At 37.8% G+C, this 18,664-nt stretch carries 19 protein-coding genes; 16 read left to right on the top strand and 3 right to left on the bottom strand.

The window, feature by feature from the left end:
* The first annotated feature begins 6 nt into the window (after positions 1-6).
* Positions 7-2,280, top strand: a complete 2,274-nt coding sequence (locus GPZ88_RS02105) for an ABC transporter permease (RefSeq protein WP_476715124.1) — start codon at positions 7-9, stop codon at positions 2,278-2,280.
* A 189-nt stretch (positions 2,281-2,469) separates the two neighbouring features.
* Here the strand turns inward: GPZ88_RS02105 and GPZ88_RS02100 are convergent, their stop codons facing one another.
* Positions 2,470-3,297 carry an exodeoxyribonuclease III gene (locus GPZ88_RS02100; protein WP_166043231.1) on the bottom strand — a complete coding sequence of 276 codons (828 nt, stop codon included), beginning with the start codon at positions 3,295-3,297 and terminating at the stop codon, positions 2,470-2,472.
* 191 nt (positions 3,298-3,488) lie between these two features.
* On the opposite strand from GPZ88_RS02100, the gene GPZ88_RS02095 reads away from it, so the two are divergent.
* The 15 genes from GPZ88_RS02095 (at position 3,489) to GPZ88_RS02025 (ending at position 16,930) form a co-directional block, all read left to right on the top strand.
* The gene (locus tag GPZ88_RS02095; RefSeq protein WP_166043229.1) at positions 3,489-3,770 is read left to right on the top strand and encodes an autorepressor SdpR family transcription factor; all 282 of its coding nucleotides are present in this window, start codon (positions 3,489-3,491) and stop codon (positions 3,768-3,770) included.
* On the top strand, positions 3,763-4,389 hold the full coding sequence (locus tag GPZ88_RS02090; RefSeq protein WP_240915105.1) for an SdpI family protein: 627 nt from the start codon (positions 3,763-3,765) through the stop codon (positions 4,387-4,389). Before GPZ88_RS02095 ends, GPZ88_RS02090 begins: the two co-directional genes overlap by 8 nt.
* A gap of 81 nt (positions 4,390-4,470) precedes the next feature.
* Entirely contained in the window at positions 4,471-6,129 is a 1,659-nt protein-coding gene (locus GPZ88_RS02085) for a DUF1218 domain-containing protein (RefSeq protein WP_166043225.1), read from the top strand.
* 150 nt (positions 6,130-6,279) lie between these two features.
* Positions 6,280-8,280, top strand: a complete 2,001-nt coding sequence (metG, locus tag GPZ88_RS02080) for a methionine--tRNA ligase (RefSeq protein WP_074626326.1) — start codon at positions 6,280-6,282, stop codon at positions 8,278-8,280.
* A 202-nt stretch (positions 8,281-8,482) separates the two neighbouring features.
* On the top strand, positions 8,483-9,715 hold the full coding sequence (locus GPZ88_RS02075; RefSeq protein ID WP_074479931.1) for an aminoacyltransferase: 1,233 nt from the start codon (positions 8,483-8,485) through the stop codon (positions 9,713-9,715).
* A gap of 140 nt (positions 9,716-9,855) precedes the next feature.
* The gene (locus tag GPZ88_RS02070; RefSeq protein WP_166043223.1) at positions 9,856-10,191 is read left to right on the top strand and encodes a PadR family transcriptional regulator; all 336 of its coding nucleotides are present in this window, start codon (positions 9,856-9,858) and stop codon (positions 10,189-10,191) included.
* Positions 10,175-10,996: an ABC transporter permease gene (locus tag GPZ88_RS02065; RefSeq protein ID WP_166043221.1), complete on the top strand. Its 822-nt coding sequence runs from the start codon at positions 10,175-10,177 to the stop codon at positions 10,994-10,996. The genes GPZ88_RS02070 and GPZ88_RS02065 overlap by 17 nt, the downstream gene beginning before the upstream one ends.
* Before the next feature lie 73 nt (positions 10,997-11,069).
* The gene (locus GPZ88_RS02060; protein ID WP_004232906.1) at positions 11,070-11,306 is read left to right on the top strand and encodes a DUF2829 domain-containing protein; all 237 of its coding nucleotides are present in this window, start codon (positions 11,070-11,072) and stop codon (positions 11,304-11,306) included.
* A complete protein-coding gene (locus GPZ88_RS02055; RefSeq protein ID WP_166043219.1) occupies positions 11,299-11,997 on the top strand; it encodes a 3-oxoacyl-ACP reductase in 699 nt (232 codons plus the stop codon). The genes GPZ88_RS02060 and GPZ88_RS02055 overlap by 8 nt, the downstream gene beginning before the upstream one ends.
* A gap of 100 nt (positions 11,998-12,097) precedes the next feature.
* Positions 12,098-12,541, top strand: a complete 444-nt coding sequence (locus tag GPZ88_RS02050) for an ASCH domain-containing protein (RefSeq protein WP_166043217.1) — start codon at positions 12,098-12,100, stop codon at positions 12,539-12,541.
* Between the two features lie 82 nt (positions 12,542-12,623).
* The gene (locus tag GPZ88_RS02045) at positions 12,624-13,586 is read left to right on the top strand and encodes a Gfo/Idh/MocA family protein (RefSeq protein WP_166043215.1); all 963 of its coding nucleotides are present in this window, start codon (positions 12,624-12,626) and stop codon (positions 13,584-13,586) included.
* Between the two features lie 129 nt (positions 13,587-13,715).
* Positions 13,716-15,098, top strand: a complete 1,383-nt coding sequence (gene glmU / locus GPZ88_RS02040; protein WP_074965105.1) for a bifunctional UDP-N-acetylglucosamine diphosphorylase/glucosamine-1-phosphate N-acetyltransferase GlmU — start codon at positions 13,716-13,718, stop codon at positions 15,096-15,098.
* Positions 15,099-15,281: 183 nt separating this feature from the next.
* Complete coding sequence (locus GPZ88_RS02035; RefSeq protein ID WP_074626332.1) at positions 15,282-15,830, top strand: NUDIX hydrolase; 549 nt, start codon at positions 15,282-15,284, stop codon at positions 15,828-15,830.
* Positions 15,831-15,833: 3 nt separating this feature from the next.
* The gene (macP, locus tag GPZ88_RS02030; protein WP_074479925.1) at positions 15,834-16,169 is read left to right on the top strand and encodes a cell wall synthase accessory phosphoprotein MacP; all 336 of its coding nucleotides are present in this window, start codon (positions 15,834-15,836) and stop codon (positions 16,167-16,169) included.
* 68 nt (positions 16,170-16,237) lie between these two features.
* The gene (locus GPZ88_RS02025; protein WP_166043213.1) at positions 16,238-16,930 is read left to right on the top strand and encodes a 5'-methylthioadenosine/adenosylhomocysteine nucleosidase; all 693 of its coding nucleotides are present in this window, start codon (positions 16,238-16,240) and stop codon (positions 16,928-16,930) included.
* 47 nt (positions 16,931-16,977) lie between these two features.
* Here the strand turns inward: GPZ88_RS02025 and GPZ88_RS02020 are convergent, their stop codons facing one another.
* Both GPZ88_RS02020 and GPZ88_RS02015 read right to left on the bottom strand, forming a co-directional pair.
* Complete coding sequence (locus GPZ88_RS02020; RefSeq protein ID WP_074626336.1) at positions 16,978-17,628, bottom strand: metal-dependent transcriptional regulator; 651 nt, start codon at positions 17,626-17,628, stop codon at positions 16,978-16,980.
* Positions 17,629-17,763: 135 nt separating this feature from the next.
* On the bottom strand, positions 17,764-18,588 hold the full coding sequence (locus tag GPZ88_RS02015) for a peptidylprolyl isomerase (RefSeq protein WP_166043210.1): 825 nt from the start codon (positions 18,586-18,588) through the stop codon (positions 17,764-17,766).
* Positions 18,589-18,664 lie beyond the last annotated feature (76 nt).

Raw genomic sequence — 18,664 nt, 5'->3', positions numbered from 1 at the left:
GGAAGAATGATGAAATATCTTAATTTAAAACTCAGACGGGATATCAGACGTCATTGGCAACAATTCTTTTCAGTGTTTTTGATGTCCTTGTTAAGTGTGCTGATTTTTGTTGGTTTGCAGGGGACTTGGCATGGTTTGGAGAAAAGTTTAGATACTTTTATCTCAGATTCGCACCTGCCTACGGTTTGGCTTCAAGCGGATGCTATTAGCAACAATCAAATGAAAGACATAAAAGCCCTACCTTGCGTGGATAGGGTTGATGCTAAGACAAAGCTTCTAGCGAAGGTTGATCTTAAGGGTGATTCAGAAAAGTATCTAACGTTAGAATCGTTTGATGAATCGGCTAAAAAAGTGATTACTGTTGATAAAGGGAAAAACTTTGATAATGATTCTGAAGGCATTTGGTTAGATAGGAATTTTGCGGAAAAAAATCATTTGACGCTTGGTGATGATGTTAGTCTTGTTATTGCTAATCAAACCGTTCATTTTCCGATTAAAGGTTTGGTTGAGTCAGCAGATAAGATTTATTTTACGGGAAGTATTGAGTATTTAGCACCAAATTCTAAGAATTATGCTTACGGCTATGTGTCAGAAAATGCCTTAGCCAAGGTAACGAAAGGTCGCACAACTTATAATGCTATCGATATTTATGCCAAAAAGGATGACATCAGACACGATATTGAAGAGATTTTAGGGGAACATTTACTTTCTTATGACAACCAGAAAACGTTGACAGAAGTGTCAGAAGCGACTGGACGCGTTGGACAAATTCGAAATCTGTCTTATCTTTTCTCTTTCATCTTTATCCTTTTAGCAATTCTTGCCATGTTTACGACCATTCGACGCCTGATTGAAAGTCAAACCAAAGAAATTGCAGTCATTAAAGCTTTGGGCTATTCAAATGGGCAAATCACTTGGCATTATATTTCTTTTGGCTTATTAGTTGGAAGTTTTGGAGCTTTGGCTGGGGCAGCTATCTCTCCTTTTATGTCGCTTTTTGTGCTTGAGACACAAAAGACGATGTTCACCTTGCCACATTGGCAGATTGCTTATTCATGGTCATCGTTAGTTGTCATTTTGCTTGTCATTTTTATTTGTACCTTGTCAGCTTATTTGGCATCTCGTCAGGTCATTAAAGGATTACCAGCTGTTTTCTTACGAGGGAAAACAAAGAAAGTTCACCATGTGTTTCTTGAAAAACTTCCTCTTTTTTGGAATCGTATTTCTGATGAGAGCAAATGGGCGATTCGTGATGCCTTTATTAACAGGGTGAGGGTGCTCATGGGAATCGTTGGTGTTGCAGGAAGTATGATGCTTTTGATTGCTGGTGTCGGAATGCCAATTTCAATGAATCATTTGGTGGATAAAGCGTACAATACTGATTTTTCATACGCTAAACGCTTGACGGTTGCTAATTACAATCAAGCAGCTAAAACTTATCAAGGTCAAGGGGTACAAATTAGCCGAGCTCGTTTTTCAAAAGATGATGGTTATAATCGCCTCTTGATTATTGTTAGTGATGGTGATTTTGTTAATGCAAGAACTGCTGACAACAAAGCAATTGAAGAAGGCGGTATTTATGTTACCAATCGTTTTGCGGAATTAGCTGGTATCAAAAAAGGAGAAACTCTGAAAGTAACTCCTTATCAAGACGGTAAATCTTACTCATTTGAAGTTAAAGGGATTGTCACAAGTGAGACTAACCAAGGAGCCTACATCAGGTCAGAAACCTTTGAGGCAGCTGGTGGCAAATTTAATCCGCAAACCTTGTTGGTGGATAAGAACGTGTCAAAAGATGATATTAAAAATGACCAAAATATCTTATCGGTCATTAATAAATCAGATCAAGAAAAGAATGCTTATGATTTTGTGAATAGTTTGATGAGTGTGTTTTTGATGATTATCGGTTTTGCTTTGCTACTTGTCATTGTTGTTCTCTATAACCTTGGTTCTCTGAATTTTGTCGAAAGGATGCGTGATTATGCAACGCTTCAAGTTCTCGGTTTTTCTAAGAAAAATTTACAATTGATTACCATGATTGAAAATCTCATGACAACATCAATTGGTTGGATTCTGGGAATTCCAATGGGAATCTGGTTCTTGAGATGCTATGTGGCTACCTTCTCAACCATTCGTATTGAATACACAGCCTACATCACTTGGCAAGTTCTCTTGATTGCCAGTGTCCTAGTCTGGGTGACATCTGCAGTCACAACCCTCATTATCAGCCATAAAATTAAAACCATTAATATGGTTGAAGCTTTAAAAGGAGTTGAGTAAAAAAACTGCCCAGTGGGCAGTTTTTTCACGAGCCAAGAAATAAAAAAGCGAGTTAGGTCCAGTGGACTGTTTTTTCACGAGCCGAGAAATAGAAAAGCGAGTCAAGCCCAGTGGGCAGTTTTTTCACGAGCCAAGAAATAAAAAATCGAGTTAGGTCCGGTGAAAAGTTGAACCTGCCAATCACACCACTTATAAATCAATTTCCAAGATAATTGGTGTGTGGTCTTGGCGTGCGCCTGAGTCAATCATTTCTGATTTTGTTACTTTATCTGCAATGCGGTTTGAAGTGAGCCAGTAGTCAATGCGCCAGCCAGTGTTGTTAATTTTACTTGTCTTACTACGTTGAGCCCACCAGCTGTATACGTTTGGAATGTTACCATGAAGGTGACGGAAAGTATCTGTGAACCCTTTAGCCAGCAAGTTAGTAAAGCCAGCACGTTCTTCATCGGTAAATCCAGCAGAACGGCGGTTTGAATTTGGATTGGCAAGGTCGATTTCTTGATGAGCAACGTTGTAGTCACCAGTAGCTAGAACAGGTTTCTTTTGGTCAAGTTCAACTAGGTATTGGGCGTATTTTTCATCCCAAAGTTGGCGTTCAGCCAGGCGTTTAAGCCCGTCGCCAGCATTTGGTGTGTAAACTTGTGTGACGAAAAACTTATCAAATTCAAGTGTAATAATGCGTCCTTCACTATCCATGGTATCTGGAGCACCGATTTCTGGGAAAGAAATTTCTGGTGTTAAGGCTTTTTTATAAAGAAACATTGTCCCAGCGTAGCCTTTTCTGGCTGGTTCAACAGAAGAACGCCAAGAAATGTCATAGTCTGGGAAGTAGTCACCCAAAATTTGCAGGTGTTTCTTTGTAGGTCCTTTTGCTGAGAGTTTAGTTTCTTGGATAGCTATGATATCAGCATTCTCAGCTACCAAAGTATCAATGACGGCGCGTGAAAGAACAGCTCTAGCTGAGTCACTAGTTAAAGCAGCATTGATTGAGTCAATATTCCATGAAATGAGTTTCATAATCTTATCCCAAAGCTTTGATTTAACAAAACTTTTTCTTCTTTCTAAAGTCTAATCGTTAGTTTCTATTTTATCAAAAAATGGACTGGCATGCGATTTTAATGCTTTTTTCTTGTGACTGTTTTTTTAAAGGATTATAATCTATTTAGATAAATTTCTAAATAGTTTTTTTAGAAAAGTAGGGGATTGTTATGGCATTTGCAGAGACATTCAAGGCACTTTCTCATCCTATTCGCCGAGAGATTTTGACCTTATTAAAGGAAAAATCTTTGACAGCTGGTGAAATTGCTAGTCATTTCGATCTTGCTGGGGCAACTATTTCGCACCATCTGAGGATTTTGAAAAAAGCAGGTTTAGTGGTTGAAAGGCGTGAGAAAAATTTTATTTACTATGAGCTGTGTACTTCTGTTTTAGAAGATATTATGACTTGGCTTGCGGATTTAAAGGAGAGATCAGGAGATGAAAATGAATAAAAAACAACTTATATTAACAAGTTTTGTGATTGTTTTGCCAGCTTTGATTGGGGCATTTTTCTGGAAAGCTTTGCCAGAGCAAATACCAACTCATTTTGGAATTGATGGGCAAGCTGATGGCTACAGTAGTAAAGTTTTCACCCTTGTTGCTTTCCCGATTTTATTTGTGCTTTTTCAAATCATCGCTTTAGCCTCACTTGAAAGGGAGTCTGTGAAAGTAACGGTTCCAGCAAAAATGAGAAGATTTTATGCTTGGATTGTTCCAGCTTTGAGTTTCATTGTTCAAGGCTCAATTTATGCGAATGCCCTTGGCTGGGTGAAGAGTAGCCCAACTCTTGTGCCAGCTTTTTTGGGGATTATTTTTGTAATTATCGGAAATTATCTTCCAAAAACACATCGCAATCATACAATCGGGATTCGAATTCCTTGGACGCTGTCTGATGACAAAAATTGGCATAAGACACACCGCATAGCAGGTAAACTTTGGGTGCTTGGTGGCTTGATTATCTTGCTTGAGAGTTTTGTTCAGGTGGCTATGCCTTATGTGATGGGAGTAGTCATTGCTATTATGATTATTGCGCCGATGATTTACTCTTTTCTTCTTAGTCGAAAAGCCTAAAAACTGACTTGCTTAGTTTTTTAGCTGTAAAATTGTTTAATTGTGTTATAATGATAGAACAAAATTAAAGGAGATATTGTGATGAAAAAGACGGTATCCTATTGGTTAATTGCTTTATGGTTTTTAGTAATGCTAATCAGCTATTGGATTTTTTTACCGCCCATTAATATTTTTAGCGTAGCATTTTGGCTTTTTGTTTTAGAGGGCTTGTGTTTAGCTTTTGGAGGCATTGCCTTGATGTCTCTTGGTGGCAAAGTCCAACAAATAACATTCCAAGTGCCAGGTAGTCGTGCTCGAAAAGTAGTTTCAGCACCGAAACCAGCTTTTGGAAAAGCTTTGTCTGCTATCAGCTTTGCTATTGCGGCGATTTTACTTATTCTTGGCGCGTCAACTTTCCTTAACTCTCGTTTGTTTAGAGCAAAAAGTTATGCTAATGTGATTAAGGTCAAAGATGCTGATTTTACTTCTGATTTCCCAGAGACTGATATTTCTCACTTGGCTTTGCTTGACCGTTCATCAGCTAAGAAAATTGGTGACACTTATCTTGGAACGATTGATAAAGTTTCACAATTTGGTATTTCAGATGATTATCGTCAAGTGACCATTGGTGAGCAACCTTACCGAGTCTCACCTCTTGAATACAAATCTTTCTGGAAATGGTTCTCTAACCACAAAGAAGGTATTGGTTACTATGTCAAAGTCAACCAAACGACTGGTAAAGCTGAACTTGTCAAACTTGATAAAGGAATGAAATACTCTGATTCTGAGTACTTCTTCAATGATACGCTCCGCTATCTACGCCTAAAATATCCAACTGCAATTTTTGGGGATCCATCATTTGAAGTTGATGACCAAGGCAATCCTTACTACGTTGCAACGACTTACAAACCTAAATTCATGTTAAGTTCTAGCGACCCGACAGGTGCTATCTTACTTAATGCGGTGACAGGTGAAACGAAACGTTATGACCTCAAGGATATTCCTGATTGGGTTGACCGTGTCTTCTCAGCTAATAACGTTATTAGTCGTGTTGATGATTATTACACTTATCAAAAAGGTTTCTGGAACACAGTTTTCAGTCAAACTGGCGTTAAAAAGACAACTGATATCTATAATTATATTTCAATTGGTTCAGATATTTACCTTTATACAGGTATTACATCAGCAACTGCGGACTCATCAAACCTTGGATTTATCTTGGTTAACATGAGAACGCGTGAAGTGACAAATTATAAATTGGCATCAGCAACTGAAACTGCTGCGCAAGAATCAGCAGAAGGTGAAGTTCAAGAAAAGCATTATGAAGCGACAGCTCCGACACTTGTAAAATTAGACGGCAAAGCTTACTATCTTGTTTCTCTTAAAGATGCTGCTGGTTTGGTCAAATCCTATGCAATTGTCGATGCTGAAGATTATCAACAAGTTACCGTTGACAATGATATCGAGACTTTGATTGCTAAATTCACGGATTCAGATACTTCAGCTTTGTCTGGTGTTGCTGACAATTCTGGCGAAGCCAAAAAAGTCAAAGTAATCACTGGAGTGGTGGATAAATTAGCCAGCCAAATGATTTCAGGCTCAACAGTTTATTACATTTCTTCATCTGGAGAAATTTACAAAGTTAAGGCAACGACTGACACAACAGACAGTCTTCCATTCCTTACAGTAGGTGATCAATTCAAAGGTGAATTGCAAAAGGATAATTACCTAACAAAATTTGAAATCACAACTGAAAAATAATATATGAAGACTGAGATGACGTTCTCAGTCTTTTTAATACGATTTTTTCGTATGCCCCAGCATTTAGCCTATAATCAGCCATAAATTTGTGTTATAATTAGGTGTTATCAATAAAGGAGTTTCATTTGCTCCTATTTGAAAGGAAAGAAAATGACTAGTAAACAACCATTTTACATTACAACACCAATTTACTACCCATCTGGTAAACTTCACATCGGTTCTGCTTACACAACAATTGCTTGTGACGTTTTAGCACGTTACAAACGTATGATGAACTATGATGTTTTCTATTTGACTGGTCTTGATGAACACGGTCAAAAAATTCAACAAAAAGCTGAAGAAGCTGGCATCACACCACAAGCATACGTTGACGGCATGGCTGCTGATGTTAAAAAACTTTGGAAAATGCTTGACATCTCATATGATAAATTTATCCGTACAACTGATGATTATCATGAAAAAGTTGTTGCTGAAGTTTTTGAAAAATTGTTGGCACAAGATGATATCTATCTAGGTGAATATTCTGGTTGGTACTCAGTCTCAGATGAAGAATTCTTTACAGAAAGCCAATTAGAAGAAGTCTTCCGTGATGAAAACGGAAAAGTCATCGGTGGTATCGCTCCTTCTGGACACGAAGTTGAATGGGTTTCTGAAGAATCTTACTTCCTACGCCTTGGAAAATATGCTGACCGCTTGGTTGAGTTCTTCCATGCACACCCAGACTTCATCCAACCTGATGGTCGTATGAACGAAATCATTAAAAACTTCATCGAACCAGGTCTTGAAGATTTGGCTGTCAGCCGTACATCATTTACATGGGGTGTTAAAGTCCCTTCAAATCCAAAACACGTTGTTTACGTATGGATTGATGCTCTTCTTAACTATGCAACTGCACTTGGTTATGGTCAAGAAGACCACGCAAACTTTGATAAATTCTGGAACGGAACTGTCTTCCACATGGTTGGTAAAGATATCCTTCGTTTCCACTCAATTTACTGGCCAATTATGCTTATGATGCTTGACATGAAATTGCCTGAACGCTTGATTGCCCATGGTTGGTTTGTCATGAAAGACGGTAAAATGTCTAAATCTAAAGGTAATGTGGTTTATCCAGAAATGCTTGTCGAACGTTTCGGTCTTGACCCACTTCGTTACTACCTCATGCGTTCACTTCCAGTAGGTTCAGACGGAACATTTACACCAGAAGATTACGTTGGACGTATCAACTATGAATTAGCAAATGACCTTGGTAACCTTCTTAACCGTACTGTTGCCATGATTAATAAATACTTCGGTGGCGAAGTGCCAGCTTATGTTGAAAATGTTACTGAATTTGATGCTGACTTGGCAGCACTTGTCGCTGAAAAAATCACTGAATATCACAAACAAATGAATGCAGTTGATTACCCACGTGCACTTGATGCCGTATGGAGTATCATCTCACGTACAAACAAATACATTGATGAAACAGCTCCTTGGGTACTTGCTAAAGATGAAGCTAAACGTGATGAATTAGCAGCAGTAATGGCTCACTTGGCAGCTAGCCTTCGTGTGGTTGCCCACCTTATCCAACCATTTATGATGACAACATCAAATGCTATCATGGAACAACTTGGTCTTGGAAATAACTTTGACCTTGAAAATCTTACTTTAGCTGGTTTCCCAGAAGGTGTTAAAGTTGTTGCCAAAGGAACACCAATCTTCCCACGTCTTGACATGGAAGCTGAAATTGATTACATCAAAGCTAACATGGGCGCTGGTGCTGTTGTCGCAGAAGAAAAAGAATGGGATCCAACTCAAGTAGAACTTAAAAACGAAAAGAAAGCTATCAAATTTGATGACTTTGACAAAGTTGAAATTCGTGTTGCTGAAGTCAAAGAAGTTTCTAAAGTTGAAGGTTCAGAAAAACTTCTTAAATTCCGTCTTGATGCCGGTGATGGCGAAGACCGTCAAATCCTATCAGGAATTGCGAAATTCTATCCAAATGAACAAGAATTGGTTGGTAAAAAATTGCAAATCGTAGCTAACTTGAAACCACGTAAAATGATGGGACTTGTCAGCCAAGGTATGATTCTATCAGCTGAACATGATGGTAACTTAACAGTTCTTACAGTTGACCCAAGTGTACCAAACGGTAGCCAAATCGGTTAATCATCAAAAATTAATAAACAGAATACTCAGCTTTTGTGCATTTTTAGCGCAAAAGCTGGGTATTTATATTGCTCTCAAATGTAAAGAAAATTGAAAAGATAGTGGAAATTCTGAAAATGATTTATTAATTTTCAATTAAGATTCATTTGATATTTTTAGTAGCGCAAGAAACAGAATTTGTTAGAATCGAGAAACGTGTAAAATGACATTGAAAATCTTATCGAGAGAAGATTATGAAACATTAAATACGACATTTAAAGAACGTTCTTTTATGCAAACTGTTGAAATGGCAGATTTACTCGAAAAACGTGGCTTTGACATTACATTTTTAGGATTGGAAGCAGATGGAGCTATTCAGGTGGCTGGCGTGCTTTACAGCATGCCGATGACTGGTGGACTTCACATGGAAATCAATTCTGGACCAGCTTCGACAAGTACAGCTTACCTTTCTGAATTTTATAAGGAATTAAAAGTTTATGCTAAGGAAAATGGTGCCTTTGAACTGATTGTTAAGCCATATGACACCTACCAAAGTTTTGACAGTCATGGTAATCCAAACGATGATGAAAAGCCTGAATTGATTAGCTGTTTGACTGATTTGGGATACAGTTATGACGGTCTTCAGACAGGTTATCCAGGCGGTGAGCCTGACTGGCATTACGTGAAGGATTTGTCAGGATTAACACCTGAAACGCTTCGTAAATCATTTAGTAAAAAAGGTCGCCCACTTGTTAACAAGACAAATTCATTTGGAATTAAAGTTCGCAAATTAACCCGTGATGAACTTCACATCTTTAAAGAAATCACAGCATCAACATCTGAACGCCGTGAATATACAGATAAACCGTTAGATTATTATGAAGCTTTTTATGATAGTTTTGGTGATAAGTGTGAGTTCATGATTGCGACAATTAATTTTCAAGATTATCTCAAAAATGTGCAGGCTGGTCATGATAAAATTGCAGCTGATTTGGCAGTTTTGAATCAAAAGATTGCTGAAGGGGTCAACTCAGCCAAGGTTAATAAACAAAAAGCACAGCTTGATAAGCAAATTGCGACTTTTGATGTTCGCCTTAAAGAAGCTAAAGAATTAATTGAAAAACATGGTTCAGAGGATGTGGTTTTGGCAGGAAGTCTTTTCGTTTATACACCACAAGAAGCTGTTTATCTTTTCAGTGGTTCATACACCGAATTTAATAAATTTTATGCACCTGTCGCCCTTCAAGAGCATGTGATGACGGAAGCATTGAAACGTGGCATTACTTTCTATACTTTCCTTGGTATTCAAGGAATTTTCGATGGCAGCGATGGTGTTCTTCGTTTCAAACAAAACTTCAATGGTTACATTGTCCGCAAAATGGGAACTTTCCGCTACTATCCACGACCAATGCTGCATAAAATCATTGCAATCGCTAAGAAAATCTTAAGACGATAACCCAAACGAGCCTTAGGGCTCGTTTTTTTTTAATAAAAACTCCTTTTTAAAACACTATTATGTTTTACATACTAGTTAAAAAGTATTATAATGTGAGCATAAGATGTAGTTTGCAATACAAACTAGTGAAAGGATGAACGATGAGAGAGACACAACTTTTAAAAGGTGTATTAGATGGATGTGTTTTACAGATAATTTCAAAAGAAGAAATCTATGGCTATGAATTGGTACAACACTTAAAAACTGCTGGATTTGTCAATATTGTTGGTGGTACGGTTTATCCGCTTTTACAAAAATTAGAGAAAAAAGAAATGATTTCATCACAAATGAAACCATCTCCAGATGGTCCACCAAGAAAATATTTCCAAATAACGGAAAAAGGTGAAGAATATTTGGTTGATTTTTGGAAAGAGTGGCATGATTTAGTTTCTAAGGTATCAGAATTAGAGGTGAATGATAATGGAAAAGATGATTAATTATTACGAAGAAACTCAAAAAGTAGTAGAGAGTTTTTCGCAATTTGACAAAGAATATTTTGAAAAAGTTGAAGATTATATGCGCTACTCTGCCATCTTACGAGATGAAGATGCAGTTCGTGAACTTATTTTTCAATTGGCACTTGACCTTAAAGATGCTGAGAAAGACGGATTAACTGCTAAAGAGTTTTTTGGAGATAATCCCAAGAAAATGGTAGATGAACTCGTTAAAAATTTAAAGGCTTCCTCTAAGGTGTCAATAGCAAAATTATTTATCTTTCTCTTCACAGTTATTTGTTATGGACACTTTTTAGGTGATTACTCATCTAATGGGGTAGTTTCATTTAATGTCGTTGAATATTTGAGTAGTATCATTTTTGGTGCTGTCATTTTAGCTATTTTTATTCTTTTTTATAAAAAAACTGTTTATGACTTCACTTTCCGAAAGAATATGTTCTTAAATTCAGCCACTTATGCACTGCTTGGAATTTTTATAGTTGGTATTGTTTTCTTACTAAATGAATTCGAAAATGTCGTTACAGTAAGTAGTTTGACTCTCTCTCCATTGTTTAGTGTTATTTTAGCTTTAATTTTAAGTGCAGTTGCGATATATATATCAGTCAAAAAGATTTTATTTAAGCCTTTTATTCCAATTATAGTGGGATATTTCATTTCAGGAACTTTAAGAATGATTATTAATTTAACTGGAGTTCAGAATACATTTTTAGAATATTTGCCAGTCGTTGTGATTTGTATTGGGATACTGTTATTTTTAAAACAATCACATATTTTGAAGTTTAAATAATCATAATAACCCAAACGAGCCTTAGAGCTCGTTTTTTGGTATACTAGTGGTATTAATTATCAAGGAGAGAAAAATGACTTTTGAAGAAATTTTGCCTGGTTTGAAGGCTAAGAAAAAATATGTACGTACTGGTTGGGGCGGAGCAGAAAACTACGTTCAGTTATTTGATAGCATTGAACAAAACGGCGTGGCACTTCCAGTGACACCATACTTCCTCATCAATGTATCAGGTGAGGGCGAAGGTTTTTCAATGTGGTCACCAACTCCGTGTGACGTCCTAGCTACTGACTGGGTTGAAGTTCATGACTAAAGTACTCATCACAGGTGTGAGTTCAGGTATTGGACTTGCGCAAGCGCGACTTTTTTTGGAAAATGGCTGCGCGGTATACGGCGTTGATAAGTCGCAAGCGCCTGAGATTCACGATGATAACTTTCATTTTCTACAGTTAGATTTGACGACGGATTTAGCTGCGCTCTACGACTTTGTTCAGGACGTGGACATCTTGTGTAACACCGCTGGAATTCTCGACGCTTATAAGCCACTGCTTGAAGTGTCAGATGATGAACTCGAGCGTGTGTTTCAGGCAAATTTTTTTGCGACAGTCAAAATCACTCGCTATTATTTAGCTAAAATGGTTGAAAGGCAATCAGGTATTATCATTAACATGTGCTCGATTGCTTCATTTATCGCAGGTGGGGGCGGAGCAGCTTATACAGCTAGTAAGCATGCACTTGCAGGTTTCACGCGCCAGCTTGCACTTGACTACGCCAAAGACAAGATTCAAGTGTTTGGTATCGCACCAGGTGCGGTTAAGACAGCCATGACAGCTAGTGATTTTGAACCTGGAGGATTAGCTGACTGGGTCGCCCAAGAAACACCAATTGGACGTTGGAGCAAGCCTGAAGAAATTGCTGACTTGACAGAATTTTTAGCATCAGGAAAAGCCACATCAATGCAAGGTGAAATCATCAAAATCGACGGCGGCTGGAGTTTGAAGTAGAGGCATAAAAAGGAGGCTTCAAAATGAAGAGGAGAAAACCATAGGCTACTCTCTGTCGAACTCGTAATTGAAGTAAGACAGAAAAGAATAGGAGATGAACATGAACGCACAAGAACTATGGAATGAATACAAGCAAATCAATCCCTCAATTGGTGATGACATTGATGCTTGGCAGTTTGGAGCACAGCCAGATTTATTAGCGCAATTGGTTTTAGACGGGACAAAAACAGCGACAGCGTCGGCTTATGATTTATACGCTGTTGATAATGACCCGCTACCTGAGGTTGGGTCTTATGATGTGGTTCTCGACAGTCAAGACCAAGCAGTTTGTATCATTCAAATCAAGAAAGTTTCTGTTGTGCCATTTAATCAGGTGTCAGCAGAGCACGCTTTCAAAGAAGGTGAAGGTGATAGGACATTAGCTTATTGGCGTGATGTCCACGAGAACTTTTTCAAACCTTATTACAATGAATACGGTCTGACATTTAACGGTGATAGTCAAATTGTTCTTGAAGAATTTGAAGTGGTCTATCCCACACTTTAGTATGACAATTACTTGTTATAGTATCAGTTTGAAAAACGAACTTGTGTTAAACTGTGCTTAGACATTAATTAGGAGGAAATCCATGAAATTAGCTATTTTAGGAACAGGAAAAATCGTTGAAGAGGTTTTACCAGTTTTAAAAGAAATTAATGGAATCGAATTATCAGCGATTTTATCAACACCGCGCAGCATTGAAAAGGCTGAAAAGCTAGCTGAGCTTTATGCGATTAGTCAAGCTAGCAGCGACTACGATAGCATTTTGGCAAATCCAGATGTGGATACGGTTTATGTTGCCCTTCCAAATCACTTGCATTATGACTACGCTAAAAAAGCTTTGCTAGCTGGCAAACACGTCATTTGTGAAAAGCCATTTACGCTGACTTTGGCTGAGTTCGAAGATTTGGCAAAAATTGCAGAGCAGAAAAATCGAATTTTGCTTGAAGCCATTACCAACCAATACCTTGGCAATTTTGCTTCTATCAAAGCTAATCTTTCAAAACTTGGTGAAATCAAGATTGTCGAGTGCAATTACTCACAATATTCATCTCGTTACGATGCCTTTAAACGTGGCGAAATTGCGCCAGCATTTGACCCAGCAAAAGGTGGCGGAGCACTACGTGACCTCAATATTTATAACATTCATTTGGTGGTTGGTTTGTTTGGTAAACCTGAAAAAGTTCAGTACTTGGCAAATGTTGAACGCGATGTGGACACTTCAGGAATTTTGATTATGGATTATGGACATTTCAAGGCTGCTTGTATTGGTGCTAAAGATTGTAGTGCTGACATCAAGTCAACTATTCAAGGAAATAAAGGGTCGATTGCCGTTCTTGGTCCAACCAACAGTATGCCAGAATTGTCTCTAGCCCTAAACGGTCAAAGTATGACAATGATTAACGAAAATTCCTTAAATCATCGTATGCATGATGAGTTTGTAGCCTTTCAAGCCATTATCGAACACAAAGATATGGCAGCAACAAAATTAGCACTTGACCACAGCCGTCTAGTCATGGAAGTTTTAGAAGCAGCTGTTAAGAGCATGTAGTTAAGGTGCAGATGCTATAAAATTAAGCCTTGAGGCGGTAAATGTGATATAATGGAGTAGCTTGTGTAAGTTGATTGAAAATTTTTAGTTAACTTACAAATCTACTCTATTTTTTTAAGGAATGAAATCATGTCAAATTATGCAATTATTTTAGCAGCTGGTAAAGGAACACGTATGAAATCTGACCTTCCTAAGGTCCTTCATAAAGTTTCTGGCATTACCATGTTAGAACACGTTTTCCGTGCGGTATCAGCTTTGAATCCAGAAAAAAATGTGACTGTTATTGGACATAAAGCCGAAATGGTTCGTGAAGTTTTAGCTGGCAAATCAGAATTTGTCATGCAAACTGAACAACTTGGAACTGGTCATGCTGTCATGATGGCAGAAGATGAGTTGGCTGGTCTTGAAGGGCAAACACTTGTTATTGCAGGTGACACACCACTTATTACTGGTGAAAGCTTGAAAGAATTGATTGAGTTTCACGTTAGCCACAAAAACGTTGCGACTATCTTAACAGCAACAGCTGAAAATCCATTTGGTTACGGACGTATCATCCGCAACGAAAATGGTGAAGTGCTTAAAATCGTTGAACAAAAAGACGCTTCTGAATTTGAACGCCAAGTTAAAGAAATCAATACAGGAACTTACGTTTTTGATAACAAACGTTTATTTGAAGCTCTTAAAAACATCAACACAAACAACGCTCAAGGTGAGTACTACTTGACAGATGTTATCTCAATTTTCCGTAACGCTGGTGAAAAAGTTGGTGCTTATGTTCTTCATGATTTTGATGAAAGTCTTGGTGTTAATGACCGCGTGGCACTTTCTACTGCAGAAGATATCATGCGTCGTCGCATCAACAAAAAACATATGGTTAATGGTGTTACTTTCCAAAATCCAGCAGCAACTTACATCGATGTTGACGTTGAAATCGCTCCTGATGTGATGATTGAAGCCAACGTTACCCTTAAAGGAAATACAAAAGTTGGCGCAGGTTCTGTTTTGACAAATGGAACATACCTTGTTGATTCAACAATCGGTGAAAATGTGGTTATCACAAACTCTATGATTGAAAAATCAGTGGTTAAAGATGGTGTTACCATTGGTCCATTTGCTCATGTACGTCCTGATTCAACACTTGAAGAAAAAGTTCACGTTGGTAACTTCGTTGAAGTGAAATCATCAACAGTTGGTAAAGGAACAAAAGCAGGTCACTTGACTTACATTGGAAATACAACAACTGGACACGATGTTAACTTCGGAGCTGGTACTATTATTGCTAACTACGACGGACAACACAAATTCAACACAACTATTGGAAATAATGTCTTTGTTGGAAGTAACTCAACAATCATTTCTCCAGTAACTTTGGGTGATAATGCCCTCACAGCAGCTGGTTCAACAATTTATCAAGATGTTGAAAAAGATGCTCTTGCTATTGGACGTGGTCGTCAAGTTAATAAAGCAGGTTATGCCCTTAACAAACCACACCACCCAAATAACAAAAAATAATCATTTTTGCTAAACTTTTTGGCATTTGAAAAGAGGATGACAAGCTCACCCTCTTTTACTATTTTTTAGAAAAATTAAGTAGATTTCACGGATATTTCAGCAGTTTAAGCGTATTGGAATAGCAATTCTTGGGACTTTGTAGTAAAATTTAATGTGGAAATATTTTAAGGGAGATTGCTTAGTATGGATTTTGAAGAAAAAACGCTCAAGCGAACAGAGATTTTTGATGGGCATGTGATTAAAGTTGTTGTCGATGATGTTGAGTTACCAAATAATCTAGGACAAGCTAAACGTGAATTGATTTTTCACCGCGGAGCAGTTGCTGTTTTAGCTGTAACTGATGAGAATAAAATTATTTTGGTTAAACAATATCGTAAGGCTATTGAAAAAGTTTCTTATGAAATCCCTGCTGGTAAGCTCGAAATTGGTGAAAACGGCTCTGAGAAAGATGCCGCTGCGCGTGAATTAGAAGAGGAAACAGGATACTCTGGCGATTTAAAACAAATTCATGAGTTTTACACTGCCATTGGTTTTTGCAATGAAAAAATTAAGCTTTATCAAGCAACTCATTTGCAAAAAGTGCCAAATCCACGACCACAAGATGATGATGAAGTTTTAGAAATTCTTGAATTAAGCTATCAAGAATGCATGGATTTGGTCAAATCTGGAGCAATCGAAGATGCTAAAACAATCATAGCCCTTCAATATTATGCTCTGCATTTTGGAGGATAAAAAATGGGTAGACCACTTTTAACAGACGAGATAATCGAACGTGCTAACCGTGGTGAAATCTTTTATGATGATAATTACTTAGAAGATGATGAAGAAACGAAGGTCATCCGAACAGACCAGTATGACACCTTGACTAGCTATGATCCTTATGAGGATTATGAAGACTCTCGTGGTGTTTTGGACAAATGGAAAGACCGCAAAAAAGACGATCAGCATGTTTACAAAAGTCGTCGAATTGAAAATGCGAAACGCAGTAAATTTCAACGAAAACTTAACATGATTATGTTTGTAGTTGTTGTTTTATTGATTGCACTCTTTTTCGCAGTATTTAATCTATAAAAATTAGAAGGAGAAGCAGGAGTAATAACTTTGGAAATAACAGTTGGTATTGCTCTTGTATTTTTGAGATGAAAATTGGAATTATTGCCGCAATGGAAGAAGAACTAAAACTTCTTGTTGAAAATCTTGGTGACAAAACAGAACATGATGTTTTGGGAAACACTTACTATGAAGGTAAGCTAGGCAACCATCAAGTTGTCCTTGTTCAATCAGGTATTGGTAAAGTTATGTCAGCTATGTCAGTTGCCATTCTTTCTGACCATTTTGGCGTTGATGCTGTGATTAATACTGGTTCAGCGGGTGCAGTAGCTTCTGGTTTGAAGATTGGTGACGTTGTTGTTGCTGACAAATTAGTCTACCACGACGTTGATGTGACAGCTTTTGGTTATGATTACGGTCAAATGGCTGCGCAACCACTTTATTTTGAATCAGACCAAAACTTTGTTAAAACATTTGAACAAGTGTTAACGGAAGCTAACATTGATAGCAAAATTGGTTTGATTGCGACAGGTGATTCATTTATTGCTGGGCAAGATAAAATCGATGCGATTAAAGCACGCTTCCCAGAAGTTCAAGCTGTTGAAATGGAAGGAGCTGCGATTGCGCAAGCTGCTCACAATTTGCACAAACCATTCATCGTTGTTCGTGCTATGTCAGATACGGCTGCGCATGATGCCAATATTACATTTGATGAATTCATCTTGGAAGCTGGTAAACAATCAGCAAAAATCTTGATGACATTTCTTGAAAAATTAGCTTAAGTCAGAAAAAGCCTGAGGCAAGTACCTCAGGCTTTTAATATGGAATTTTAGTCAACTTTTTGAATATAAATTTGTTCAGCGATTCGTTCAGGAATCACGAGTTGTCGTGATTGATAGGCAAGAGTATGTGTCTTAGCATAGTCATCAACTTTAACCAATTCAACAGTATCGTTAATTGCTAAGCCGTGTTCTTCAAGGTAGTTTAACAAATGAGCTTCGTCGTGAGTACGGCTGATTTGATAAGTGCCAAGTTCTTCAATCTGGCTTAGTGTTTGGTTGTGAACTTCAATCAATAGTTCGCCTTTTTTAGGAATTGTCCCACCGTGAGGACAAAATTCAGGATAATTGAGTTTTTCTTCTAGGCGATCGATGAAGATTGTTGAGACCGTGTGTTCAAGGACTTCAGCTTCTTGGTGGATTTCATCGGCATTGTAATGAAGGTGGTTAGCCAAAAAGACTTCGATGAGGCGGTGCTTACGATAGAGTTGTGAGACTAATAATAAGCCTTTTCTAGTCAGGTAGTAGCCAACCTCTTTATCCTTAACGATGAGCCCTTCAGCAATCATTTTTTTGACCATTTCAGTTACAGCTGGTGCTGAAACTTGCATTAAGGCAGCAATTCGTTTATTGGTTATCTTAGTTTTAGTTTCTCCTAGTTCATGGATACATTTTAGATAATCTTCTTTGTTTGGTGTCATCTTATCTCGCTTTCTGTTCTTCTATTATAGCAAAAATCTTTTAACCGTGAGGTGGAAAGCTTGTTATTATAGGATTATTTTAGGAAAACAAGCAAAAAAATCAAGGCAGGAAGTCCTAGCTTGATTTTTTAGGGATTATTTAAAGTTGTAATCTTTGACAATGTCAATCTTAGTAATGGTAATATCGCTAGTTGGTTTGTCGTTGCTATCAGTATCTACTTTAGAGATAGCATCAACAACATCCATACCATCGATAACTTGTCCAAATACAGTATATTTTTTATCTAAGCTTGGGTTACCACCTTTGGTATAAGCGTCAATGATTGCTTTTGGATAGCTGTCGCTTGAGAGCTGACTAGATTGGTCAGCTGGATTTTGGTTGATGAAAAATTGACTACCATTGGTATCAGCACCAGCATTTGCCATAGCAAGAGCTCCTCGGATGTTATAGAGGTAAGGTGAGATTTCGTTAGCAAAACCATTACCAGAATCGATTTTCTTGTCTTTACCTTTCCAGATAGACTCTCCTCCTGTGCCGTTTCCTTTAGGGTCACCAGACTGAATCATAAAATCAGAAATCACGCGGTGAAATAGAAGACTGTCGTAGTAGCCTTTCTTAGCATGAGTTAGGAAATTTTCCACGGCAAGTGGTGCATGTTTTGGAAATAGTTTAATGGTAATGTCACCTTTAGAGGTATGCATGATGACTTCAGCTTCATTTTGAGCAACCTCTGTTGATAATTGAGGAAAAGCAGATGCATCTGCCTGAAGAGCTTTTTTAATCTTTTTTTGGTATGCTTTTGATGATGATGCGCTGGCACTGGCTTGCGCGGCAGAAGAACTTGCTGCTGTCTTAGCATCGACATAATCATTTCCACGAATGGCTCGGGTCATGTTTTCACAACCAGATAAAGTAGCCAAGCAGACGACGGTTAAACCAAGTGACAATAGTTTTTTCATGATACCTCCTTATTGACAAATAGTTGTCATATCAGTAAATCCTTATGGTGACAAAGTGTCAATAAAATTATTGAAG

Source organism: Streptococcus ruminicola, from assembly GCF_011387195.1.
Classification (GTDB): Bacteria; Bacillota; Bacilli; order Lactobacillales; family Streptococcaceae; genus Streptococcus; species Streptococcus ruminicola.
Note: the sequence above shows the minus strand (reverse complement) of the source record. Positions and strands in the feature narration are given on the sequence as shown.